Source organism: Pararhizobium sp. P1_E7, assembly GCF_056405855.1.
The window spans coordinates 79846-104270 of the sequence record NZ_JBFUBH010000001.1; the positions used below are offsets into that span (position 1 = coordinate 79846).

Genomic DNA, 24425 nt, shown 5'->3' on the forward strand with positions numbered 1-24425 from the left:
TTTGCACCCGGTTTCAGCGATGGCGTCCGCCGCCGCCATGCCTGACGGCCTTGTGGCCGCCGCCGCCACGATGACCGCCACCCATTGACTGCTGGCCGCGGCTGGACGCGCGCTGGACCTGATGACGGTTTCCGGGGTTGCCGATAACGGAATTCTGTCGGGCCGGACGGTTCTGGACGTTGCCGCCGGGCCGCTGTTCCCGTGCCTGGCGGGTTACGTTCTTCGGCCGCTGGACGTTGTCGGGCCGGGCGTTCGACGCTTTCGGCCGGTCGACGGCGGCACCTTGTCCGGTATTGCGCGGCCGTTGGCCCGCAGCGTTGGCATCGCGGTTGCGGATACGATCCGCATCCACCTTGCTCTTGCGGATATCGTTGGTGCTGACCTTCGGGTGGTTGTTGGCAATCGTGTTGCCGCCCTGGCGCCGCACGTCCTTGGCTTTTATGCCGATGTTGTTTCCGCGGTCCGCCTTGAAGTCGTTGCGCATCGCATTGTGGTCGATGCGGTTGAACTGGTTCTTGTCGAACTTGATCTTCGAGCGGTCGACATTCTTCCAGTCGACATCGCCCATCTTGAACTTGTCACGGTCGATATCGATGTCGTTGAAGCACTTGTTGCAGTCGATATCGACGTCTCCGCCGCGCCAGCCGCCGCCCCAGACGCCCCAGTCGTCCCAATCCACCACCGAAGCCCAGATCGCCCCGGTCACTGCACCTGCAAAGAAGGTAGCCGTCGGGTAGTAATAGTTCGGATAGGGATCGGGATAATAGCTAATCGGCGCCGGCGCATAGCCCGGTTCGTAGAGCATCTCCGGCGCATATTGCGGCACGTAGATCTTTTCCGGGTCCTTGGCCTGGATGACGATATTGTCGCCCTGGTTGACAACGGTGACCTTGTCGTCGCTTTTGATGATGTTATCGGCGACAGCCTTGTCGCGCAGGGCCTGGATCGCCATCAGCACGTCCTTCTGCTGATAGGTGAGCGCGGCGCCGAGCGACTGGGTCCATTCGAGATCGTCGCTCATCATCTTGACGATGTCTGGATAGTTGAGCAGCGAGATGATGCTGCCGTCCCACGTATCCTTGGGCTTCAGGTCCTTTTTGGTCTTCGACTGATCGAGGAAGCGCTGGGCTTCCACGATCTGCAGCGGAAAGATCGAGGCTGATGTGACGACGGCGACGAGATCGTCCGGATAAAGGGCGATGCGGGCGACCAGCACTTCCAGCTCGTCTTCCGTCAGAAGATCGGGCGTATCGTCATCGGGTTGCGCTGCTGCGGCAGCCGTTTGCGTCGCATCCTGTGCTTTTGCCGGCGCGGTGAAAACCGGAGCGGCGGCGACGGACAGCAGAAGAGCCGCCGTTGCGAATGAACGCCCGATGGGGCCGAATGGATTTAGCATGCTGTAGACTCCCAACCGTGGATTCGGATTGCTTTTGCGTTTTCGAACAGGGTGGTTCGCGGCTGTCAGCCTGCCCCATGCTGCTGGCCGCTACTCCGGATAGACCTGCTTCCAGTCGTTCTTCATGCTGACGATTGTCCAGCCGCGCTTCGGTCCTTCGTCGAGCCCCTTGTCGAGCTTGCCGACATGGGACTGGCGGTCATAGGCATATTCGCGATCGGCATCGTCGTGATGCACGATCAGGCCGAAGCTGCGCCCCGGTCTTGAGGTCGTCCATTCCAGCATCTGGAAATCGCCGTCGGAATTGCCGAAAGCGGCAATGGGCCGTCGGCCGATATGGGTATAGATGCCAACCGGCTTGCCGGGGCCGTCATCGACGAAATCGACGTCCGGCAGGCGCATGATCTCCGGCTTTCCGTCCTTGACCTCGTATTTCGACTTGATCGACGAGCCGACCACATTTTCCGGCGGAATTCCGTAAATGCGCTCGGTCCAGGGCCGCATGAACTCGATGCCGCCGCCGGAAACGATGAAGACCTCGAAGCTGTTTGCCTTCAGGTACGAGATGAGCTCCAGCATCGGCTGGTAGACCATTGATGTATAGGGCTTGCCGCTCTTCGGATGTCTTGACGTCTCGATCCAATCGCTGGCGATCTTGGTGAACTCGTCGCTCGTCATGCCGGCATGGCTGGTGCCGACCAGCTGAATCAGGCCTTTTTCACCGGATGCCGCGATGCCCGCGGCATCGCCGGCGAGCACCGATTTGAAAGGCTCGGTGTCCTTCCATTCCGGGTGCTCAGGCGCGAGCGCCTTGATCCGGTCGAGCGCGAAGGCGAGCTGGACATACATCGGCTGCTCGCCCCACAGCGTCCCGTCGTTGTCGAACACCGCGACGCGCTCGCCGGGTGCAACATAATCGGCGCCGCCTTCCTTGGAGACTGCCGTGACGAAATCGACGATCGCCTGTTTCGTTGAGCCGTCGTTCCAGGACGAAAGGTCGTCGGCTCGCGCCGCGAGCGGGGGTAGCGTCAACACGAGGAGGGCGAATGCCGCGATCTGGCGCAATAGACTCATGATCAATCTCCGAAGTGACGCTTCTACAGTGCGTCCCGACCTGTTGCGAATTGTGGTCATGCCGACGTGTGCGGGCAAGCATCGCGTCGGCGCGTGGACATGGTGTCAGGTTTTCTCCTGCGGATGCTGCTGGCGCAGGGCCTTCAGCGCACCCTGGATGAATTCCTCGATTTCCGTTTCGATCTCCTCGGTCAGCTGCTGAAAGTCGCGGACCTTGCCTTCGTCGGCCCGCCAACGTTCCAGCGCACATCGTGCTGCTACATAATCTTCGCAAAGACTCCTGAATTCCGGCATCCGCAGGTAGAGCCGGCGGATTGTCAGCTCGTGTCTTGGAAAATGTCTGATCACTGCGGCTAAATCCGGCATGACGGCAACCTCGGATTGGTCTCATCATATTGCTGATAGTGTTACTTGTTTTTATCTGCGCGGGAGGTGCGAACATGTACGAACATGTTCCTTGAAGCGCAGCAGCGGGTATTCGGGCAAGGTGCCGTTGAGGATGGGGGACAGTCTTGCGCGCGCCGATCTCAATTGTTCCCGCCAGCCGGGGTGGCCTTGATCAAAACTTGGATCAAGGCCTACATCAAAACTTGGTGGATACCATGACAGAGACGACTTCCCAGGAGACTGTGGCTTCCGCCCGGCACACTGCCTCGCGGGGCATCAGCGAGTTTCTCGTTTCCCACGGCGGACCTTTCTATCATTTGCAAGCCCAGTTGCGGCTTCTGCATGACAACAGCCTGCGCGCCGGGCAGCGCGCAATGCTGTTTGTTGCGCTCGCCTGGGGTGTCCCGTTCCTGCTCGGCCTGCCGCGCAGCTTTTCGCTGGATCATGGGCAGGGCGCCTATCTTGCCGATCTCAGCGTATGGTCCAAATTCTTCATCGGCATCGGCGCCTTCGTTCTTGCCGAGCAGCCGATGGAAACAGGTCTGCGCGCCAAGCTGAAGCAGCTGATCTTCGCTCCCATCGTTGCGCCAAGCTCCATGGCGCGGGCTGCCTCGATCGTCACGACGGCCCTGCGCCGGCCCGATCTTTGGGCGGCGGAACTCATCTGCCTTACCCTGGCGATCATCGCCTCGTTTCTCTCCTACGAAAACTTCCAGGCGCTCCAGGCCTCTTCCTGGGCGGTCGAGCATCTGCCGGAGGGTAACAGAGTGACAGTTGCCGGATGGTGGTCGATCTGTTTCAGCCTGCCGCTTTTCGTTTTCCTGTTTACGCGCGGAATCTGGCGTCACGTCGTCTGGGCACAGCTGCTTCGCGGCATTGCCGGGCTCGAACTGCGACTGGTCGCCAATCATCCGGACGGGAAGGCGGGGCTCGCATTTCTGGCAGGCTATCCGAACACCTACGTCCTTTTCGTGTTCGGCATGAGTTGCGCGATCGCGGCGCAGATCGCCAAGCACTTCATCAGCCTGGAGGTTTCGGCGACCACGCTCAGCGTCGTGATGGCCGGTTGGCTCGTCGTCGTACTTGCTTTCTTCGCCTATCCGCTGTCGGCCTTTACACGGCCTCTGAAGAGGCTCAAGGAAAACGGACTTGTCGTTCTGGGCGCCCAGGCGACGCGCTTCTATCGCTTAGCCGAACGCAAGGCGATCGGCCGGAACATCTTCGCCGATCCAACACCGGAACCGGACGGGGAACTTGCCGACCCCTCCAAGCTCTACGACGCCAACGCCAAGCTTTCGACGATGCTGATCAGCCGGACGGCCGTGATCCCCGTTGCCGCCGCCGCTCTCATCCCGTTCGCCATCGCCGGCGCAACGAAACTCCCCTACAAGGAAGTTTTCTCGGTGTTGAAGAAACTGCTGCTGTTGTGACGGCGGCAGTGAATAGCCCCGAGTTTTGTTGAGGCCTTTTTCCCAGGCTTGAGGCAAGACGATTGTCACGAACAAACCCAATTTCAGTGACGCGTTTAAGCGAGATGGCGCGTGTGGCCTGTGATCAGCCCGAAAGGCCGTAGACCTTTTCGAGCTTTTCCCAATTTTCGTCCATCGCATAGCTGGGCGAGAAGAACGGGATGCTGAAGTGGCCAAAGCGGATCGACAGTTGCCGCTCTGCCGTATCCTCGTCGACGCCTGCAATCTGATTGAGGTAAAGGACGGAGGCGAGGCCGGTCCGGTCGGCGCCGGATTTGCAGTGGATGAGAATGGGTTTCGGTGCGTCGCGCAACAGGGCGACGAGCCGGTGCGCCTCCTCCGGCGTCAATTGTCTGCTTGCGACCATTTTGAAGTCGATATGCCTGATACCGAGAGCGCCGGCTGCGGCGACCTCGTTTTTGTACCATGCCGCGTCCTCGCGGATTCCACGCAGGTTGACGATGGTCCGGATGCCGTAGCGCTGTGCGTATTCTGCCACCTGCAGGGCCGTGGGCTGGTTCGAACGGTAGAGCGCCCCCGGCACGACTTCGGAAAAGTTGCCCGTGACCTGGATGGCAAACAGATAGGCCGCCAGCCCCAGACCCGTCACGCAGCCTGCCAGTCCAACCAATTTCAAGATTTTGAGCATTGTTTCACCGGCGATGTCTTCGATGAGCCCACCTTTTCGCGGTTTGGCTGACAACAGCCTGAACACCGTGTGATGCTATCTGGAAGCAATGGCGAGGGAACGAACCGGCAAGTCAGCCGGGCCATGTCCAAACAGGCGCGCTGGATTTCTTGTTTGTACAGCCATGGGCAAGATTGTATGAAATATATTTCATAGTATGAATTATATTGACAGCGTTCTGCCGTTGGGATTATCTGCCCATACCGGACTTCGAGGAGGAACTCCGGTCTTCATTGGATCATCGGGCCGCCGCTTAAGGCGCCGCCGGGTATTTGGGAGGGGCTTCGGCCTCAAGGAGGAATCTTGCGCAAATTTCTAAGCACGACCGCATTGGCGGTCCTTGCATCCACACTTTTCGCCGGTGCCGCCAGTGCGGAAACGGAAAATCCGTTCCGCTGCAAGCCGGGCGAAAAATACGTCATGAACGTCATGGTCTCGGGTGTCGAATATTGGTTCCCGGTCTATGAAATGTTCAAGCAGGCGGGCCAGCAGCTCGGCTGCGAGACGGCCTATACCGGTACGCCGGAATATGACGTCAACAAGCAGATCGCCACCTTCGACCAGGCTCTGGCCCAGAACCCGGCCGGAATCCTGGTTCATCCGATGAACTCTGACCCGTTCATCGAGCCGATCAATCGCGCCATCGACCAGGGCACGGCTGTCGTCACGTTCGCCGCCGACGCACCGCTCTCCAAGCGTATCTCGTTCATCACCTCGGACAATACCCGCGAAGGCACCTATGCCGCCGACGCGATCGCCGAAAAGATGGGTGGCAAGGGCGAATATGCGGTTCTGGAAAATCCGGGCCAGGACAACCACGACAAGCGCATCGCTGCCTTCATCGCTCGCATGGAGGCAAAATATCCGGACATGAAGCTGGTTGGCCGCGCTGCCTCCAACCAGGATCCGAACAAGGCCTATCAGGGTCTGATGAGCCTGGTGCAGGCGCATCCGAACCTTGGCGCCGTGTTCATGCCGGAAGCCAATTCGGCGATCGGTGCTTCGCAGGCCAACAAGGAAAGCGGCGGCAAGATCCTCGTGATGTGCGCCGACGTCAACGCCAATATCCTCGACATGATCAAGGCGGGCGAAGTGTTCGGTTCGATCAACCCGAATCAGGGCATGCAGGGCTATATGGGCTTCATGCTTCTGTGGCTTGCCAAGCATCCGGAACTCATCGACCCGATGAACGACGCCAAGCGCGCCGGCTTCAACCCGATGAGCATTCCGTTCGTCGATAACGGCCTGTCGATCGTCACGGCCGACAATGCCGACGATTTCTACTGGGACAAGTATCTGAAGCGGCGTGGTACGAAGGGCATCGAGGAGTAAGCCTTTTGTGTCGGCTGTCTGGAGCATAAGGCTCCGGACAGCCACCGCAAGCGTAGGAGGGAGGATGTCATGGCACCGGTGCCGGTTCTGGAAATCCGCAATGTCAGCAAGCACTTCGGTGCGGTGAAGGCTTTGACGGATGTGAATTTCAGCCTGGAGAAGGGCGAGGTTCATGCGCTTTGCGGCGAAAACGGCGCGGGCAAATCGACGCTGATGAACATCATTGCAGGCGTGCTGCAGCCGACCGAGGGCGAAGTGCTTGTCGATGGTGCGCCGGTGAAGGTGACGTCGCCGGCCGTCGCGCAATCGCTCGGCCTTGGCCTCGTGCATCAGGAAATCGCGCTCTGCCCGGATGCGACGGTGGCGGAAAACATGTTCATGGCGGCGACCAACCGCCGCCGCTCGCCTTTCATGAATTATGGCAGGCTGGAGCGGGACGCGCAGGCCGTGATGAACCGGCTGGCGCCGATCGACGTGCGCCGCAAGGTTGCCGACCTGCCGATCTCAAGCCAGCAGCTGGTCGAGATCGCCAAGGCGCTGACGCTCGATTGCCGCGTTTTGATCTTCGACGAGCCGACGGCGGCGCTGACGGAATCCGAGACGCAGGTGCTGTTCGGGATCATCCGCGATCTCAAGGCGCAGGGCATTTCGATCATTTATATCAGCCACCGCATGGCCGAGATTTTCAGCCTTTGTGACCGGGTGACCGTTTTTCGCGACGGCCGCTATGTTTCAACGGAGAAGGTGGCGGATTTGACGCCGGACGATGTGGTGCGCCGCATGGTCGGGCGCGAAATCACCCAGCTCTATCCGGAAAAGCAGTCGCTGACCGAGCGGACGGACGAGACCATTTTCAGCGTCCGCGATCTTGGCGACGGCAGCCGCTTCGGGGATGTCAGCTTTGCGCTGCGCAAGGGCGAAATTCTTGGGGTCGGCGGGCTGATCGGCTCGGGCCGCACCGAGATCGCCGAAGGTATTTGCGGATTGCGGCCGGTGACAGCAGGCGAAGTGCTGTTGCATGGGCAACGGCTGTCGGCCCGATCCTATGCGCAGGCCGTGGCGGCGGGTGTCGTCTATCTTTCCGAGGACCGCAAGGGCTCCGGCGTCTTCCTCGATTTGTCCATTGCCCAGAATATTGCCGTTCTCGATCTGAAGTCGCTGACCGGGCCGATGGGGCTGTTGAATTCCAAGGCCGAGGCGGACCGTGCCAAGGACCTTGTCCGGCGGCTCGGCGTGCGGATGGGCGGCATCGACATGCCGGTCTCGTCGCTGTCGGGCGGCAACCAGCAGAAGGTGGCGATTGCCAAGCAACTGGCGGTCAATCCCAAGGTCATCCTGATGGACGAACCGACGCGCGGCATCGATGTCGGCGCCAAATCGGAAATCCACCGGCTGCTGCGCGATCTCGCGCGCTCCGGCATCGGCATCGTCGTCATCTCTTCGGAACTGCCGGAGCTTCTCGGTCTGTGTGACCGGGTGCTGGTGATCCGCGAGGGTACGGTTGCAGGCGAGGTCGAGGGCGAGACGATGACGGAAGAAACGATCATGCGGCTGGCATCGGGTATCGGCGGTCACAATCATTCAAAGGCATCAGAGCATGCCGCATAAAGAAGAAGCAGGGGCAGGAGAAAACGTCATGGCGGACGCTACATTGATACCGGCACATCAGGCGCGCGCGCCCGGCTGGAAACGCCTGGGAACGATGCGTGAGGCGGGACTGATCGCCATCATCCTGGCGCTCTGCATCGTCATGAGCTTTGCCTCGCCGCACTTTCTGACGCTTGGCAATTTCCGGGCAATGCTGATGTCGTTCTCGGTGGAAGGCATCGTCGTCGTTGGCATGACCATCCTGTTGATCGTCGGCGGTATCGACCTGTCGGTCGGCTCGGTCGTCTGCTTTTCGATGGTGCTGTCAGGCTCGCTGTTCCTGATGGGGCTCGATCCGTGGAGCGCGTCGCTGATCGGCATTATCGCCAGCGGCCTGATCGGTTGCGTCATGGGCTTCTTCGTGACGGTCGTGGGCTTGAACCACTTCATCACCTCGCTTGCGGCCATGGTCATCGTGCGCGGCATCTGCCTGATCATCACCAAAGGCACGCCGCTGTCGCTGTTCACTCTGCCACCCTCGTTCAAGGCGGTCGGGCAGGGCACCTTCTATGGCGTCCCCTATGTGATCCTGATCTTCGTCGCCGTCGTGGTGCTGTTCGATTTCCTTTTGCGCCGGGCAACGGCCTTCCGCAAGGTGTTCTATACCGGCAGCAACGAGAAGGCGGCGCTCTATTCCGGCATCAAGACCAACCAGGTGAAGTTCTGGGTGACGGTGCTCTGCGCCACGCTGTCGGGTGTTGCAGGCGTCATCTACATGTCCCGCTTCGGCGCCGCGACCCCGACCTTCGGCGTCGGCATGGAGCTCAACATCATCGCAGCCGCGGTGATCGGCGGCGCCTCGTTGAATGGCGGCTCCGGCACGATCCTTGGCGCGATCCTCGGCATCGCCCTGCTCTCGGTCGTGACTAGCTCGCTGATCCTGCTCGACGTATCCGTCTATTGGCAAGACATGATCAAAGGCTGCATTCTGCTCGCCGCCGTCTCGATCGACCATTTCCTGCACAAACGGAAGGCTGCCTGATATGTCGCCCAATAGGCCCGTCGCCAAGCTCAAACCCGCCAATGCGCCGCGCGAGGAAATCGTCATCGCCCGGCAGATGCATCAGGCCCTGGTCCTGCATTTCCTCGAGGGACTGACGCAGGCGCAGATTGCCGATCAGCTCGGCATCTCGCATGCCACCGTCAACCGGCTGATCAAGCGTGGCCGCCAGCTCGGCCTGGTCGAGATCAAGATCAAGTCGCCGGTCGAGCCGCTGGTCGATATGGAAGAACAGCTTCTGGCGCTCGGCGGCATCAGCCGCGCGGTGGTGGTGCCGACCGTGTCGGACAATCCGCAGACGGCGCTCCAGGCCGTCGGCGAAGCGGCGGCAAGGCTGCTGCTGGAGGAAATCATCGATGGCGATACGATCTGCATCACCGGCGGCAAGGGTGTCAGCGCCGTGGTTGCCGGGCTTCAGGCGCAGCGCCGCTTCGATGTCGAAGTCATTCCGGCGACGGGCTGTGTTCAGGGCAAGCACTATACCGACGTCAATCACGTCTCGACGATGATGGCCGACCGGCTTGGCGGGCGCTCCTATCAGATCCACGCGCCGCTGTTTGCCGATAGCGCCGCCGAACGCAGCATGCTGATCAACATGCGCTCGGTTGCCGACGTCTTCAAACGGGCGCGCGAGGCGAAGATCGCGGTGGTCGGCATCGGTTCGATCCTGTCGGACGATTCGAGCTATTACGACCTGCATCCGTCCTCAAGCACCGATCGTGCCGCCATCGAGCGGTCCGGTGCCTCCTGCGAGTTGCTGGCGCATCTGCTCGACGTCCACGGCCAGGTCTGCGACTACAGCCTCAACCGGTCGCTGGTGTCGCTGACGCTTGAGGAATTCGCCTCGATCCCGACCAAGATCGGCGTGGCAAGCGGGCCGAACAAGGCGGGGCCGATCTTGAGCGTCCTGCGCGGCAATCATCTGGATACGCTGGTGACCGACGAGGCGACGGGTGCGCGGGTGCTGGCACTGGCGAATGGCGAAGGAAAATGGGCATGAGCGGGCAGTACATGAGCGGACAGCAATTGACACGCGAGATCGGCAAATCCGGCGTTTCCGCCTCGGCAGTCGGGCTCGGTACCTGGGCGATCGGCGGCTGGATGTGGGGCGGGACCGACGAGAAGGAATCCATCGCCGCGATCCAGGCATCGCTTGATGCGGGCGTGACGCTGATCGACACGGCGCCTGCCTATGGGCTTGGACGCTCCGAGGAGATCGTCGGCAAGGCACTGGCCGGGCGCCGCGACAAGGCTGTTATCGCCACCAAATGCGGCCTTGTCTGGCACACGCAGAAGGGCCGGCATTTCTTCGATCAGGACGGCAAGCCGGTCCACCGCTATCTCGGCCGCGATGCAATCCTTCACGAGGTCGAGGAAAGCCTGAAACGGCTCGCAACCGACTATATCGACCTTTACATCACCCATTGGCAGGACCCGACGACGCCGGTCGAAGAGACGATGCGGGCGCTGGAAGACCTGCGTACATCCGGCAAGATCCGGGCGATCGGGGCGAGCAATGTCAGCCGCGACGACCTTGATGCCTATATTGAAGTCGGTGGCCTCGATGCGATCCAGGAGCGGTTCAGCATGATCGACCGCGAGATCGAGGTGGACCTTCTGCCGCTGACCAAGGCCAACGGCATTGCGACGCTCAGCTATTCGTCGCTGGCGCTGGGGCTGCTGTCCGGCACGATTGGACCGGACCGCGTGTTTTCCGGCGACGATCAGCGCAGGGACAATCCGCGCTTCTCGGTCGGCAACCGGAAGAAGGCGGCGGCGCTTGCCGATGTCATCCGGCCGGTCGCGGAAAAACACGGAGCCAGCATCGCTCAAACCGTGATTGCCTGGACGCTTTCGCAGCCCGGCGTCACCTTTGCGCTGTGCGGCGCGCGCAATCCGGCACAAGCAATCGACAATGCGCGGGCCGGGACCATGCGGCTGGATGCGGCCGATCTTGCGGCCATCGACAAGGCCATAGCGGCGAAACTGACTGATATGGACAGGTAGCGGATCGCCATCATGAAACGTGAAGAGATATTGGACGGGCTCCGCCAGAGCCCGAAGGTGGACGTGTGTGTCATCGGCGGCGGCATCAACGGTATCAGCGTCTTTCGGGAACTGGCGCTGCAGGGGCTGAACGTGCTTTTGGTCGAGAAGCACGACTATTGCTCTGGTGCCAGTTCCGCCTTGTCGCGCATGGTGCATGGCGGGCTTCGCTATTTGGAAAACGGCGAGTTCAAGCTGGTGCAGGAATCGCTGGTCGAGCGTGACCGGCTATTGCGCAACGCACCGCACTATGTCGCGCCGCTGCCGACGACAGTGCCGGTGTTCGATATCTTCTCCGGCCTCGGCAACGGCATTGTCCGGTTCTTAGGCCTCAGCCGACGGCCGAGCCGCCGGGGTGCCGTCGCCATCAAGGCGGGGCTCAGCATCTATGATTTCCTGACGCGCAAGCGGGCGCTGATGCCGCGCCACCAGTTTCGCGGCCGTCGCACGACGCTGCAAAAATGGCCTGCACTGCATCCGGGCATCAAGAGTTCCGCCACCTATTTCGACGCTTGGGTCAGCCATCCGGAACGGCTGGGTATCGAACTGCTGCAGGACGGTCTTGCCGCCAAGGCCGGGGCGGTGGCGCTGAACTATGCCGAACTGCACCGGACAGAAAATGGCCGCTATCGCGTCGAGGACCAGATCGGTGGCGCATCCGTTGCGGTCGAACCGGCGCTCATCATCAATGCCACGGGCGGCTGGATCGACATCGCCAATGAAACCCTGTTTTCGCCAGAGGCGCGCCCGGCACCGCTGATGGGCGGCACCAAGGGGTCGCACCTGATCATCGACAATGCGGAGTTGCGCGACGCCCTTGCCGGTCACATGATTTACTACGAGAACGAGGACGGGCGGATTTGCATCCTGTTTCCCTATCTCGGCAAGGTTCTGGTCGGCTCGACCGATATCCGCGTCGATGATCCGGGAACGGTGCGCTGCGAGGCCGACGAGCGGGATTATATCCTGCAATCGCTCGCCTTCGTTCTGCCTGATATCGTCATCCGGCAGGACGAGATCGTCTTCCAGTTTTCCGGCGTGCGGCCGCTTCCGGCCAGCACCGATAGCTTTACCGGCCGCATTCCGCGCGATCATTTTTGCACGGTCCTGGAACCGGGCGATAGCGGCCCGCCGGTGCTGTGCATGATCGGTGGCAAGTGGACGACGTTCCGGTCCTTTGGGGAACTGGCGGCCGACATGGCCCTGGAAAGGCTCGGCAAGCAGCGCCGCGTTGCGACGACCGACCGGCCGATTGGCGGCGGGCGGTCATTTCCTGACAATGTGCCCGCCTGGCTTGCGCATGCCGCTACAGCCAAGAGCATGTCCGGCGAGCGGATGGCTGAGCTGTTTGGCCGGTACGGCACAGATGCCGAGGCGATCGCCGGTTTCATCGCAACGGGTCCCGATACACCGCTGCCGCATGCCGGCTACTCGGTGCGTGAATTCCAGTTCCTGATCCGCCATGAGGCGGTGGAACATCTCGACGACCTGCTTTTGCGGCGCACGACGCTTGCCGTCTCGGGAGAGCTTTCGCTCGCCATGATGGATGAAGTGCTCGAGCTTTTGGCGCAGGAAAAGCGCTGGGCGCCGGGGCAGCGCGCGACCGAGCGCACCCGTTTTCTCACCCTTCTCAACGAACGCCACGGCGTCGATGAAGACATGCTTTCCGCAAGGAACGAACCAAGGAGCATAGAATGCGACACAACAGCAAAGTCCGGATGAACCGGCTGTTCGGCGGCGGCCGCTGCCTCGACGTGGCGATCGATCACGGCGTCTGCAACGAACCGTCCTTCCTGAGTGGGCTGGAGGACATTCAGGCTGTCGTCAAGGCGCTGGTTTCTGCCGGCCCGGATGCGATCCAGATGAACTACGGCCAGGCGGACCTGTTGCAGGACGTGCCCGGCAAGGACAAGCCGGCGCTGGTCATGCGCATCGACATGGGCAATCCCTATAACCGCATCCGCCACCGCGACATGTGGGCGGTGCTGCAGAACGAGGCCGAGCCGCTGATCGGCGCGCTTGAGATGGACGCGGCCTGCGTCGTCGTCAACCTGTTCATGCTGCCGGACGAGCCGGACCTGTTCCGTCAATGCGTGCAGAATATTTCCCGCGTGCGGGCCGATTGCGACAAGTATGGCATGCCGCTGATGATCGAGCCGCTGGTGATGCAGCCGGTGACCGAAAAGGGCGGCTACATGGTCGATGGCGATGCCGACAAGATCGTCACGCTGACGCGCCTTGCCCGCGAAATGGGGGCCGATATCGTCAAGGCCGACCCGACCGATAATGCACAAGATTTTCACAGGGTCGTGGAGGCGGCGCGCTGCCCGGTTCTGGTGCGCGGTGGTGGCAAGGAAGACCTTCGCGCGGTGTTCGACAAATCTGCGGCCTTGATGCGGCAGGGTGCAATGGGCATGGTCTACGGGCGCAACATCTATCAGCACGCCAATCCGAGCGCCGTTGTGCGCGGGCTGATGGCGATCGTGCATGAGGACGCCAGCGGCGAACAGGCCTTCGCGCTCTATCAGCAGGGCTGAGCAGCGATTTCGAACCTTGGGAGGGGTTCAGAATGAAAGAATATCTTTTGGGGCTCGACGCCGGAAACACCGTGATCAAGGCGGTGATTTTCGACCGGGCGGGCAACGAAATCGCCGCTGCATCCGAGGAAGGACACAGCCGCATGCCGAGCCCGGGGCATGTCGAGCGCGGGCTGGATGAACTCTGGACGAATGCACGCCACGTCATCCGCGCCTGCATCGAAAAGGCGAAGATAAAGCCTGAGGACATCGCTGCGATCGGTTGTGCGGGGCATGGCAACGGCCTTTATACGCTTGATCGTGACGGCGCGCCGCTTCTCGGCATCCAGTCGCTCGACACGCGGGCGGCCGGGTTGGTTGACGAATGGCGGGAAGCCGGTGTTGGCGACCGGACCTATCCGATCGGCCAGCAGCGGCCCTGGCCGTCGCAGACGCCGACGCTGCTGGCCTGGCTGAAACGCCACCGGCCGGAAACCTTCGGCAAGATCGGCACGGTCTTCCTCTGCAAGGATTTCATCGTCAACCGGCTGACCGGCAAGCGCGTCAGCGACGTCTCGGACATGACCGGCTGCGGGCTGCTCAACGTTGCTGCTCGCCGTTACGATCAAGGCCTGATGGATGCCTATGGACTGGGCGAATGCATGGGGCTTTTGCCGCCCTTGATCGAAAGCGCCGATATTGCCGGGACTGTCACCGTGGAAGCCGCCGCACAGACCGGGCTTGCCGCGGGCACGCCGGTTGTCGGCGGCCTGTTCGACGTGGTGGCATCGGCGATCGGCTCCGGCGTGACGCGCACGGGCGCTGCCTCGATCATCGCCGGAACCTGGAGCATCAATCAGGTGATCATCGACCGGCCGGAGCTGAATGGCCCGGTGTTCATGTCATCGACCTTCGACCGGAACCGCTATATGGCGATCGAATCCAGCGCCACGTCGGCGGCAAATCTTGAGTGGCTGGTCCGCGAGTTTTTCGCGGATGCCTGCCCGGAGGGGCGCTCGCCGTTCGATTTCTGCTGCGAATTCGCAGCCGCAGTCGAGCCGGCGTCTGACGATCCGATCTATCACCCCTTCCTCTACGGCGCCCAGCAGGACGGCAATGCGCGAGCCGGTTTCTATGGCATTGCGGGCTGGCATACGAAGGGGCATCTGGTTCGCGCCGTGCTGGAAGGCGTGGCTTTCGGGCATCGCGCCCATATCGAGACGATGCGCTCGGCCGGTGCGCCGTTTAGCGAGGCGGTCCTGTCGGGCGGCGGATCGCGCAGCCTGGTCTGGCCGCAGATCTTTGCCGATGTGCTCGGCGTTCCGGTTTCCGTTGCACGGTCGCGCGAAACCGGCGCGCTCGGGGCGGCGATTGCGGCTGGAACCGGCGTCGGCGTCTTTTCTGACTTCGCAGCCGGTGCTGCGGCCATGGTGCGCACCGAACGGCATTATCGTCCGAACGTCTCACTTGAGGCGCATTATGCGCGGCGCTACGCTCTCTATCGGGATATTGCCGAAGCGATGGCGCCGCTGTGGCGGCGTCTGACGGCGGTCCAGCCGGTTGTTGCGGGAGTGGCGGCGTGAACATGCGTGTGAATGATCAGGCCATCGATGCGGGAAGCTACGACTTCATCGTCGTCGGCGCGGGATCGGCGGGATGTGTTCTGGCCAACCGGCTGTCGGCCGATCCGAAAACCCGCGTCCTTTTGCTCGAGGCCGGCGGCAGCGACCGGTATCACTGGGTACATGTGCCGATCGGCTATCTCTACTGCATGGGCAATCCGCGCACCGACTGGATGATGAAGACGGCTGTGGAAGCCGGGTTGAACGGCCGGTCCTTGCCCTATCCGCGTGGAAAAGTGCTGGGCGGCTGCTCCTCGATCAACGGCATGATCTACATGCGCGGCCAGGCGGCGGATTACGACGGCTGGCGGCAGGCGGGAAATTCCGGCTGGGGCTGGGACGACGTGCTGCCCTATTTCCTGAAATCCGAGGACAATTATCGCGGCAAGTCGGGGATGCACGGGGCAGGCGGCGAATGGCGGGTGGAAAAGCAGCGGCTCTCCTGGCCGATCCTCGATGCCTTTCGCGATGCAGCCGAAGAACTCGGTATTCCGAAGACCGACGATTTCAACGACGGCGACAATGAGGGGTCTGGCTATTTCGAGGTCAACCAGCGTGGCGGCCTGCGCTGGAACACCACCAAGGCTTTCCTGCGCCCGGCGATGAAGCGGGCCAACCTGCGCGTCATGACCGGGGCCGAAACCGAGCGGCTGGCGTTCGACGGCAGAACAGTGACCGGCGTGCGGTTCCGATTGAACGGGCAGACACATTTCGCCCGCGCCAACCGCGAAGTCATTCTGTCTGCCGGGGCGATCAATTCGCCGAAAATCCTGGAGCTTTCCGGGGCCGGTCGTCCGGATGTGTTGTCCCGTGCCGGAATCGAACCAATCCATGACCTTCCGGGTGTCGGCGAAAACCTGCAGGACCATTTGCAGATCCGCACGGTCTTCCGCATCGAGGGCGCAAAGACGCTGAACCAGCTCTATCACAACCTGTTTACGCGGGCGGGCATGGGGCTTGAATATATGTTGCGCCGTTCCGGACCGCTGTCGATGGCGCCGAGCCAGCTCGGCATCTTTGCCAAGAGCGATCCGGCGGTGGCGACGGCCGATCTCGAATATCATGTGCAGCCCTTGAGCACCGACCGGCTCGGCGAGCCGCTGCACAAATATCCCGCCGTCACCGTTTCTGTCTGCAACCTGCGGCCGGAAAGCCGCGGGACGGTACATATCGGTGGACCGGACCTTTCCGTTGCTCCGGAAATCCGCCCGAATTATCTCTCGACGGCCGGAGACCGGATCGTTGCGACGAAATCCATCCGGCATGCCCGCCGCCTGATGGAGGCCGGCGCCATCGCCAAGTACCGGCCACAGGAAATGCTGCCGGGCACGCAGTACCAGAGCGATGAGGACCTGATCCGCCGCGTCGGCGATATCGCCACGACGATCTTCCACCCGGTCGGGACCTGCAAGATGGGCAGCGACACCATGGCAGTGGTCGATCCGCAGCTGCGGGTGCATGGGCTGGCGAAATTGCGGGTGGTCGATGCCTCGATCATGCCGACGATCGTCTCGGGCAACACCAACTCGCCGGTGATCATGATTGCGGAAAAGGCAGCAGAACTGATTGCTGCAGGCGCCTGATCACGTTGTGCCAGGGGATCCGTCCGTCTGATTGCGGCAGTCAGACGGACGTGAAACTGCGATACGCCATCTGTTTATAGGATTCGACAAGGGCGCGGCCTTCCGCCTCTTGCGTTGATACGGCAAGCCGCATGACACATTCGCCGAGGTACATCACCAGCAGGGCGGAAACCTGAAGTTTTTCAAGGTCCTCATCCGGCAAAGCACGCTTCATGGCGGCAGTCAGAAGCGTGGCGTTCTGCCGGCTTTCCGCAAGCTCGATCTCCCGCAGGGCCTTGTCCGCCTGCATCGCCGACCAGATGTCACGGATGACCGGCTCGGCCAGGAATATCTCGTAATATTCGTCGATCAGCACCGAGAAGGCCTGCCGCAGGTCTTCAACCGTTTTTACGTGTGCGAGGCCATCGGCGATGCAGGCGCGCGAGACGGCATTGTAACGCTCGGCCAGCGTCCGGATGATTGCCGCCTTGTCGGGAAAATACTGATAGAGCGAGCCGATCGAGATGCCGCTCAATTCGGCCACTTCGCTCATCCGCATCGTATCGCTGCCGCGCTCGGCAATCAGCCGGGAGGCAGAGCTCAGAATATGCTCGACCCGCTCGCGGCTGCGCTTTTGCGTCGGCGCCTTGCGCATCGCCCCATCGTCCTCCGGGGCCGGCGAGGGGGCTGTCTGGTTCACGGCCACGATCTGTCCTTTCGGCAATATTTCTCTTGACGACCAAAATACGAGGGTTTATCACATTTAGCAAATGTGAGGATTACTCATGTTTAAGGTCAAAGGGAGCGAGATAATGAGCAAAACGATTTTGATCCTTGGCGGCAACGGCAAGACCGGACGCCGGGTGGCGGAACGCCTGGCGGCAAAGGGAAAAGAGGTCAGGCTTGCGTCGCGGTCGACCGCTCCGGCGTTCGACTGGACCGATCCGTCGGGCTGGGCAGCCGTGCTTGAAGGCGTCGATGCCGCCTATGTCAGCTATCAGCCGGACCTAGCCGTTCCGGGTGCCGTTAAGGCGATTGGCACGCTTTGCCGGGTCGCGGTCGAAAAGGGCGTGAAGCACCTGGTCCTGCTGTCGGGACGCGGAGAGGACGAAGCCCTGGCGTCTGAAGAAGTATTGAAGCGATCCGGTGTCGGCTACACCGTCATCCGCGCCAGCTGGTTCTTTCAGAATTTCAGCGAGGCATTTCTCGTGGAGGGGATTCAGGCCGGCGAACTGGTCCTGCCGGTCGGTGATGTCGGAGAGCCGTTCATCGATGCCGATGATATCGCCGATATTGCCGCTGCCGCTTTGACGGAACCGGGGCATGCCGGCAGGACCTATGAGGTGACAGGTCCGCGTCTGATGACATTTAGCGACGCCGTGGCGGAGATCGCCCGGCAGACCGGACGCGATATCCGCTTCACCACAGTCGATATCGGCGACTATGTTGCTCTGCTGAAACAGGCGCAGATTCCGGCAGACACCATCTGGCTGGTGCATTATCTGTTCACCACGGTGCTTGACGGCCGCAACGAGAGCCTGACGGATGGCGTCCTGCAGGCACTTGGCCGTCCACCGCGCGATTTTGCCGATTATGTGCGTGAAACGGCTGCAACCGGTGTCTGGGAGGACCTGAAATGATTGCCGCACTTTTTCCCTGGCTGATCTTTTCGGCCGTGCTCGGGGTCGGGCTCAACGCGGGCCTGTTCTTCATCTTCTCGGTCTGCATCATGGGGGCGCTTGCCCGTTTGCCGGCCGAACAGGGCATTGCCGCCATGCAGGCGATCAATGTCGTGATCCTCAATCCCTGGTTCCTGCTGGTCTTCATGGGAACGGCGGTTCTGGCGCTCGTGCTCGCTGCCGGTGGGTTCGTTTATGGCGGACCGGCTCGTTTCTACCTGATCGCCGGCGCGCTGCTCTTTCTCGGCGGCACGATCCTGGTGACGATGACCTTCAACGTGCCGATGAATGACGCGCTCGACGCGTTGCAGCCGGGTAGCGAAGACGCCGCCCGTTTGTGGTCATCGACCTATCTCGTCGACTGGGTCCGGTGGAACCATGTGCGCACTCTGTCGTCGATCGGCGCATTGGGCTGCTTCGTCATGGCTTTCCGGGCGGCTTAACGTCAGCCCAGCGCGTTGGCCCGCGTCTTCAGGATCGCCGAAAAACGCGGGTCGAAGGCGCGGCTGATCGGTTCGGCGGCAGCGCCGAGCGCCACCGACCACGGGTCGGTCATGCCCAGCTGCAGGCGCGGTATCGAACGGCCCGGACGGTTTGCGTTGGACGGAAGCAGGGGGTGGATGGCCTCCAGAAGCTTGCGCGTCAGCGCCTCCGGCCCGGTGGAGCACAGGATGACGGTCTGCGGATCGAAGATCGTCTCGATGATCTGCACGCCCCAGCGCAGTTCCTCGGCGGCGGCATCGATCCACGATGCAATGGCCGGATCGCCGGTGTTCACCAGCAAGTTCACCCGTTCGGCAAGGCCGGGATCGGCGGGGTCGGCGCCGAGATGCTGGTAGAGCGAGGCCAGCGATGCGCGGTGTTCGAGCGGCATCCGGTCCGGGCGCCGGGCGGTGGGCGGCAGAAGCACCATGCCGATTTCCCCGGCATTGCCGTTGCCGCCGGCGTAGAGTTCGCCGTTGAGAATGAGGCCAGCGCCGATACCGAAGCCGACATAGAGACAGACGGCGTGATCGATGCCGTGGGCGGCACCCACCATGCGTTCGGCGGTGGCGCAGGCCGCGGCATCGTTCTGCAATGCGACTTCCAGTCCCGTGCCGGCCGCCAGCGTTTCGAGCAGCGGAAAGTTCTGCCAGGCGGCCATCATCCATTGGTCGTCATTGTCGGCCGCCAGCCCGAACGGGCCCGGCATGGCAACGCCAAGACCGACAAGCCGCTTCTCGGCCTGACCGTCGAGGCTGGCGAGTTCGGTGCGGACCTGTTCGATGAGATCGAGAATAACCTTGGCGCCGTTGGACGGCCCGCCCGGCGGCAGGTTTGCCTGGGCGCGTACCAGAACGGTGCCGACGAGATCCACCGCGATGGCGCGGGTGATATGCCGGTCGATCTGCAGGCCAATGGCAAAGGCGCCGTCCGGCACCAGCCGGTAGGGGGTCGAGGGCTGGCCGCGGCCGTTGCGAACGGCTGCCAGCGACACGACCAGTCCGTCCCGTTCCAGGTCCTCGATGATGTTTGAAACCGTCTGCTTGGTAAGCTTTGTCGCCCGGGCGAGATCGGCGCGCGACAATTGTCCGTTCAGCCGCAGCGCATCGATCATGACGCGGCGGTTATGGGCGCTAGTGCCCTCCTGATTGGTGCCGCTCTTGGCCCGGATCGGCCGCATCTCGTTCATCCCGTAAAATCCCCTTGACACCATTAGAATATTGAACAAGAAATAAGTCAAAGCAATTGACTTAATAAAAAGAGCCGCAGAGCTTTTAAGGGAACAATCGGCATCACGGGATCAGTCCTAGCGGCCGCACAACACTTCGACAAGGCATGCCGGACGCCGCATCAGCGCGGTTTCACGGAAGGCGCGCGTTTCAGCGGGCCGGCGACTGTTATCCATCACTGGAGGGAAAAGAAATGCTGAAATCCAAACGCAACGCACTCATGGGGGCTGCCCTGGCCGGTGCATTCTTTGCGACCAACGCCTATGCCGAAACGACGCTCAATGCGTTGTTCATGGCGCAGGCCGCCTATAGCGAAGCCGATGTCCGCGCCATGACCGAGGCCTTTGCCAAGGCCAATCCGGACGTCAAGGTCAATCTCGAATTCGTGCCTTACGAAGGCCTGCACGACAAGACCGTTCTGGCGCAGGGGTCGGGCGGCGGCTACGATGTCGTTCTGTTCGACGTGATCTGGCCGGCCGAATATGCCAGCAACAAGGTTCTGGTCGATGTCTCCTCGCGCGTCACCGGCGATATGAAGAAGGGCGTGCTGCCCGGCGCCTGGACGACGGTCGAGTATGACGGCGCCTATTACGGCATGCCGTGGATTCTCGATACGAAATACCTGTTCTACAACAAGGAAATCCTGGAGAAGGCCGGCATCAAGACGCCGCCGAAGACCTGGGACGAGCTTGCCGAACAGGCCAAGACCATCAAGGACAAGGGCCTGCTGGCGACCCCGATCGCCTGGAGCTGGTCGCAGGCGGAAGCTGCGATCTGCGACTACACCACGCTGGTCAGCGCCTATGGCGGCAAGTTCCTCGACGGCGGCAAGCCGGCCTTCCAGACGGATGGCGGTCTGGATGCTTTGAAATACATGGTGTCGAGCTATACGTCCGGCATATCCAATCCGAATTCCAAGGAATTCCTCGAGGAAGACGTCCGCAAGGTGTTTGAAAACGGCGAAGCCGCCTTCGCGCTGAACTGGACCTATATGTACAACCTCGCCAATACCGGCAAGGACAGCAAGGTGGCCGGCAAGGTCGGCGTCGTTCCGGCGCCGGGTGTTACGGGCAAGAGCGAGGTTTCGGCCGTCAACGGTTCGATGGGCCTTGGCATCACCGCGACCAGCAAGCATCCGGACGAGGCCTGGAAATACATCACCTTCATGACCTCGCAATCCGTGCAGAACCAGTATGCCAAGCTCAGCTTGCCGATCTGGGCATCGTCCTATGACGATGCGGCCGTCAGCAAGGGGCAGGAGGAGCTGATCGGCGCTGCCAAGCAATCGCTGGCCGCGATGTATCCGCGGCCGACGACGCCGAAGTACCAGGAGCTTTCCGTCGCGTTGCAGCAGGCCATTCAGGAAGCGCTGCTTGGCCAGACCAGTCCGGAGGATGCCCTGAAGACCGCCGCCGACAATAGCGGTCTCTAAGGCGCCGGGTCCGCCCCCTCGTCTCGCATCTGCCGATCTCCGGGCGGCGGCCTCCCTGCCGCCCGGATAGTTTCATCCCCCTTGCATCCCATTATTTCAGGAAGAGTTGCCCCATGTCCGGGACATCGATGACCACACGCGCATGGCTGCTGATGCTGCCGCTGCTCGCCGTCATGATCGCCGTCATCGGCTGGCCGCTCGCCGATACGGTCGGGCTCTCCTTCACCGATGCGAAACTTGTCGGCACGGCCGGCAATTTCGTCGGCATCGACAATTATGTGAAGACGCTCACCAGTTCGAATTTCCAGCGCACGCTGGTGACAACGACGATCTTTGCCGTCGTCTCCGTCTTTGCCGAAATGGTTCTGGGCGTTCTGGCTGCCCTTCTGCTCAATCAGCAATTTTACGGCCGTACCCTGCTGCGCGGGCTGATGATCCTGCCCTGGGCATTGCCGACCGTCGTCAACGCCACACTCTGGCGGCTGATCTATAATCCGGAATATGGTGCGCTGAATGCCGCACTCACCCAGATCGGCATGCTCGATGTCTACCGCTCCTGGCTTGGCGAACCGAACACGGCGCTCGCCTCGCTGATCATCGCCGACTGCTGGAAGAATTTTCCGCTGGTGGCGCTGATCGCGCTTGCGGCTCTGCAGGCCGTGCCGCGCGATATCACCGCTGCGTCGCTGGTCGATGGCGCCGGACCCTTTGCCCGGTTCCGCTTCGTCATCCTGCCATACCTTGCCGGGCCGCTGATCGTCGCGCTGGTGCTCAGAACCATCGAGGCGTTCAAGGTCTTCGACATCATCTGGGTGATGACCCGCGGCGGGCCGGCCAACAGCACGCGCACGCTGTCGATCCTTGTCTATCAGGAGGCGTTTTCCTTCCAGCGGGCAGGCTCGGGTGCTTCGCTGGCTTTGATCGTTACCTTGCTGGTGGCGGTGTTGGCGGCCGCCTATGGCGTGCTTGTTCGGCGCACTGCGGGGAGTACGACATAATGGAACGCAAGAGCTTTCTGTTCTCCTTCTTCATCCATGCCTGCGCGCTGCTGCTTGCCATCGTCATACTTGCACCGGTGGTCTGGCTGTTCATCATGAGCATCTCGCCCGCCGCTGGACTGACGGCCAAGCCGCTTGTCTGGTGGCCACAGTCGGTCGATTTCTCGCGTTATGGCGTGTTGCTCTCCAGTATTGAGAACAGCGCCGGCGCTGCCTTTGTCGCCTCTCTGGTGAACAGCATCCTCGTCGCCGGCATGGCGACCATCGCGGCTTTGGCGCTTGCCATTCCCGCCGCATGGGCCGTGTCGCGGACGCCGTCGGTCGGCTGGTCGCTCTATATGGTGATCGCCACCTACATGCTGCCGCCGGTGGCGCTGGCGGTGCCGCTCTATTTCGGCCTTGCGCATCTTGGCCTGCTCAACAGCGTGTTCGGGCTGGCGCTGGTCTATCTCACCATTCTGGCGCCGTTTACCACCTGGCTGATGAAATCCGGTTTCGATGCCATCCCGAAGGAAATCGAGGCGGCGGCGATGATGGACGGGGCCGGGCTGTTTGAGACACTGCGCATCATCACCCTGCCGCTGGCCGCACCCGTCATGGCGACCTCGGCGCTGTTTGCCTTCCTGCTGGCCTGGGACGAATTCTTCTACGCGCTTTTGTTCACCTCCGACCTGCGCGCCAAAACACTCACCGTCGCCATCGCCGATCTCGCCGGTGGCCGTGTTTCCGACTACGGACTGATCGCAACCGCGGGCGTGCTTGCCGCCCTGCCGCCCGTGGTGATCGGCCTTGTCATGCAGCGGGCCCTGATTTCCGGGCTCACAAGCGGCGGCGTCAAGGGATGACCATGACCTCAAACGATAACCGCCCGATCGGGCTTCAAGCGATCGACCGCGAAATGGCAAGGCAGAATGCCGATGCCATCGCATCCTTCGAGAGCGCAGGTGAGCGCGCTAAGGTGATTGCCGCGTCATTGCGGGAAACCGGCGGACTGCTTTTGCTCGGCATGGGCGGCTCGCATGCCGTCAACCGGGCCGTCGAGCCGCTTTATCGTGCGCTCGGCATAGAGGCGATTGCCGTCACGTTGTCCGAACAGCTTGGCATGCCGCTTGCGATCGAAGGCCGCGCCGTGCTGATTACCTCGCAATCGGGCGAGAGCGCTGAAGTTCTGCGGTGGTTTTCGGAAACCGGTGGATCAGAGGATACGTTCGGCCTGACGTTGGAGGGAACCTCCTTTCTTGCCAAAAGAACCGTGTGTCTCGTCGGGGCTGGCGGCACCGAACTCGCTTTTGCTGCAACCCGCAGCCTGACGGTCAGCTTCGCGCTGCATCTGGCGATTCTCTCGGCACTCGGCGAGGACCCGGCATCGGCGCTCGCCGCACTTGCAGCGCCAGCTACCAACGATATTTCCGAAGCGCTCGCAGCATTCGAAAACGTCGCTGCAGTCGTGACATCAGGCCGTCGTCTGCAAGGACTTGCCGAAGCGCTGGCACTCGGATTGACCGAGCTTTCACGCTATCCCTGTTTTTCGCTGGAGGGCGGGCAGCTTCGGCATGGGCCGATGGAAATGCTGGGCCCGAAAGTCGGGGTCGTGCTGTTCCGGGGCAATGACGCGACCGCTGATCTGGTGACGGCGATGGCGGCATCGGCGGTGGAGACCGGCGCGCCGGTCGTTGTGTTCGACGCCTCCGGCCAGGTGCCGGTGGCGGGAGCGACGACACTCAGCTTTGCGCCGGCGGCCGGGCTTGCTGCAATTTTCTCGATGCTGCCGGTTGCCCAGCGCTTCATGATCGCCTTTGCCGAGGCCCGCGTGGACAATGCCGGAACGCCGGTGCGCTCCACCAAGATTACCCGGAGCGAATGAG

General features: G+C 61.9%; 22 protein-coding genes. 16 read left to right on the forward strand and 6 right to left on the reverse strand.

Annotation, left to right across the window (positions count from 1 at the left end; translation table 11 throughout):
* Positions 1 to 13: 13 nt before the first annotated feature.
* The 3 genes from AC1D17_RS00365 to AC1D17_RS00375 all read right to left on the reverse strand — a co-directional run bounded on the left by AC1D17_RS00365 (position 14) and on the right by AC1D17_RS00375 (position 2836).
* Positions 14 to 1396, reverse strand: coding sequence for a DUF3300 domain-containing protein (locus AC1D17_RS00365; protein WP_477563455.1), 1383 nt, complete (start codon positions 1394 to 1396; stop codon positions 14 to 16).
* Positions 1397 to 1486: 90 nt separating this feature from the next.
* A complete protein-coding gene (locus AC1D17_RS00370) occupies positions 1487 to 2470 on the reverse strand; it encodes an HAD family hydrolase (protein WP_477563456.1) in 984 nt (327 codons plus the stop codon).
* A gap of 105 nt (positions 2471 to 2575) precedes the next feature.
* Entirely contained in the window at positions 2576 to 2836 is a 261-nt protein-coding gene (locus tag AC1D17_RS00375; protein ID WP_477563457.1) for a hypothetical protein, read from the reverse strand.
* Between the two features lie 236 nt (positions 2837 to 3072).
* Between AC1D17_RS00375 and AC1D17_RS00380 the strand changes: the two genes are divergently transcribed.
* Positions 3073 to 4287: a hypothetical protein gene (locus tag AC1D17_RS00380; RefSeq protein WP_477563458.1), complete on the forward strand. Its 1215-nt coding sequence runs from the start codon at positions 3073 to 3075 to the stop codon at positions 4285 to 4287.
* Positions 4288 to 4411: 124 nt separating this feature from the next.
* Here the strand turns inward: AC1D17_RS00380 and AC1D17_RS00385 are convergent, their stop codons facing one another.
* On the reverse strand, positions 4412 to 4975 hold the full coding sequence (locus tag AC1D17_RS00385) for a dual specificity protein phosphatase family protein (protein ID WP_477563459.1): 564 nt from the start codon (positions 4973 to 4975) through the stop codon (positions 4412 to 4414).
* Positions 4976 to 5317: 342 nt separating this feature from the next.
* Here AC1D17_RS00385 and AC1D17_RS00390 point away from each other — a divergent pair, with 342 nt between their 5' ends.
* The 9 genes from AC1D17_RS00390 (at position 5318) to AC1D17_RS00430 (ending at position 16760) form a co-directional block, all read left to right on the forward strand.
* Positions 5318 to 6346: a substrate-binding domain-containing protein gene (locus AC1D17_RS00390; RefSeq protein WP_264222675.1), complete on the forward strand. Its 1029-nt coding sequence runs from the start codon at positions 5318 to 5320 to the stop codon at positions 6344 to 6346.
* A 69-nt stretch (positions 6347 to 6415) separates the two neighbouring features.
* Positions 6416 to 7954, forward strand: coding sequence for a sugar ABC transporter ATP-binding protein (locus AC1D17_RS00395; protein WP_477563460.1), 1539 nt, complete (start codon positions 6416 to 6418; stop codon positions 7952 to 7954).
* Between the two features lie 28 nt (positions 7955 to 7982).
* Complete coding sequence (locus AC1D17_RS00400; protein WP_477563461.1) at positions 7983 to 8975, forward strand: ABC transporter permease; 993 nt, start codon at positions 7983 to 7985, stop codon at positions 8973 to 8975.
* A 1-nt stretch (position 8976) separates the two neighbouring features.
* Positions 8977 to 9993, forward strand: a complete 1017-nt coding sequence (locus tag AC1D17_RS00405) for a sugar-binding transcriptional regulator (RefSeq protein ID WP_477563462.1) — start codon at positions 8977 to 8979, stop codon at positions 9991 to 9993.
* Positions 9994 to 10004: 11 nt separating this feature from the next.
* Positions 10005 to 11000, forward strand: coding sequence for an aldo/keto reductase (locus AC1D17_RS00410; RefSeq protein WP_477563836.1), 996 nt, complete (start codon positions 10005 to 10007; stop codon positions 10998 to 11000).
* A 12-nt stretch (positions 11001 to 11012) separates the two neighbouring features.
* Positions 11013 to 12761: a glycerol-3-phosphate dehydrogenase/oxidase gene (locus AC1D17_RS00415; protein ID WP_477563463.1), complete on the forward strand. Its 1749-nt coding sequence runs from the start codon at positions 11013 to 11015 to the stop codon at positions 12759 to 12761.
* On the forward strand, positions 12734 to 13576 hold the full coding sequence (locus tag AC1D17_RS00420) for a class I fructose-bisphosphate aldolase (RefSeq protein ID WP_477563464.1): 843 nt from the start codon (positions 12734 to 12736) through the stop codon (positions 13574 to 13576). The genes AC1D17_RS00415 and AC1D17_RS00420 overlap by 28 nt, the downstream gene beginning before the upstream one ends.
* Positions 13577 to 13608: 32 nt before the next feature.
* Positions 13609 to 15138: an FGGY-family carbohydrate kinase gene (locus AC1D17_RS00425; RefSeq protein WP_477563465.1), complete on the forward strand. Its 1530-nt coding sequence runs from the start codon at positions 13609 to 13611 to the stop codon at positions 15136 to 15138.
* A gap of 2 nt (positions 15139 to 15140) precedes the next feature.
* Positions 15141 to 16760 carry a GMC family oxidoreductase gene (locus tag AC1D17_RS00430; protein ID WP_477563837.1) on the forward strand — a complete coding sequence of 540 codons (1620 nt, stop codon included), beginning with the start codon at positions 15141 to 15143 and terminating at the stop codon, positions 16758 to 16760.
* Positions 16761 to 16800: 40 nt separating this feature from the next.
* On the opposite strand, the gene AC1D17_RS00435 is transcribed toward AC1D17_RS00430, so the two are convergent.
* Positions 16801 to 17439, reverse strand: coding sequence for a TetR/AcrR family transcriptional regulator (locus AC1D17_RS00435; RefSeq protein ID WP_477563466.1), 639 nt, complete (start codon positions 17437 to 17439; stop codon positions 16801 to 16803).
* 112 nt (positions 17440 to 17551) lie between these two features.
* Between AC1D17_RS00435 and AC1D17_RS00440 the strand changes: the two genes are divergently transcribed.
* Both AC1D17_RS00440 and AC1D17_RS00445 read left to right on the forward strand, forming a co-directional pair.
* Positions 17552 to 18379 (forward strand): NAD(P)H-binding protein, encoded by an 828-nt coding sequence (locus AC1D17_RS00440; RefSeq protein ID WP_477563467.1) that lies wholly within the window; start codon positions 17552 to 17554, stop codon positions 18377 to 18379.
* Entirely contained in the window at positions 18379 to 18861 is a 483-nt protein-coding gene (locus tag AC1D17_RS00445; protein WP_477563838.1) for an anthrone oxygenase family protein, read from the forward strand. Before AC1D17_RS00440 ends, AC1D17_RS00445 begins: the two co-directional genes overlap by 1 nt.
* 2 nt (positions 18862 to 18863) lie before the next feature.
* On the opposite strand, the gene AC1D17_RS00450 is transcribed toward AC1D17_RS00445, so the two are convergent.
* On the reverse strand, positions 18864 to 20090 hold the full coding sequence (locus AC1D17_RS00450; RefSeq protein ID WP_477563468.1) for an ROK family protein: 1227 nt from the start codon (positions 20088 to 20090) through the stop codon (positions 18864 to 18866).
* A gap of 233 nt (positions 20091 to 20323) precedes the next feature.
* Here AC1D17_RS00450 and AC1D17_RS00455 point away from each other — a divergent pair, with 233 nt between their 5' ends.
* The 4 genes from AC1D17_RS00455 to AC1D17_RS00470 all read left to right on the forward strand — a co-directional run bounded on the left by AC1D17_RS00455 (position 20324) and on the right by AC1D17_RS00470 (position 24424).
* On the forward strand, positions 20324 to 21562 hold the full coding sequence (locus AC1D17_RS00455; protein WP_477563469.1) for an extracellular solute-binding protein: 1239 nt from the start codon (positions 20324 to 20326) through the stop codon (positions 21560 to 21562).
* Positions 21563 to 21675: 113 nt separating this feature from the next.
* Positions 21676 to 22560, forward strand: a complete 885-nt coding sequence (locus tag AC1D17_RS00460; RefSeq protein WP_477563470.1) for a carbohydrate ABC transporter permease — start codon at positions 21676 to 21678, stop codon at positions 22558 to 22560.
* Positions 22560 to 23405: a carbohydrate ABC transporter permease gene (locus AC1D17_RS00465; protein ID WP_477563471.1), complete on the forward strand. Its 846-nt coding sequence runs from the start codon at positions 22560 to 22562 to the stop codon at positions 23403 to 23405. The genes AC1D17_RS00460 and AC1D17_RS00465 overlap by 1 nt, the downstream gene beginning before the upstream one ends.
* A 2-nt stretch (positions 23406 to 23407) precedes the next feature.
* A complete protein-coding gene (locus AC1D17_RS00470; RefSeq protein WP_477563472.1) occupies positions 23408 to 24424 on the forward strand; it encodes an SIS domain-containing protein in 1017 nt (338 codons plus the stop codon).
* Position 24425: the final 1 nt, after the last annotated feature.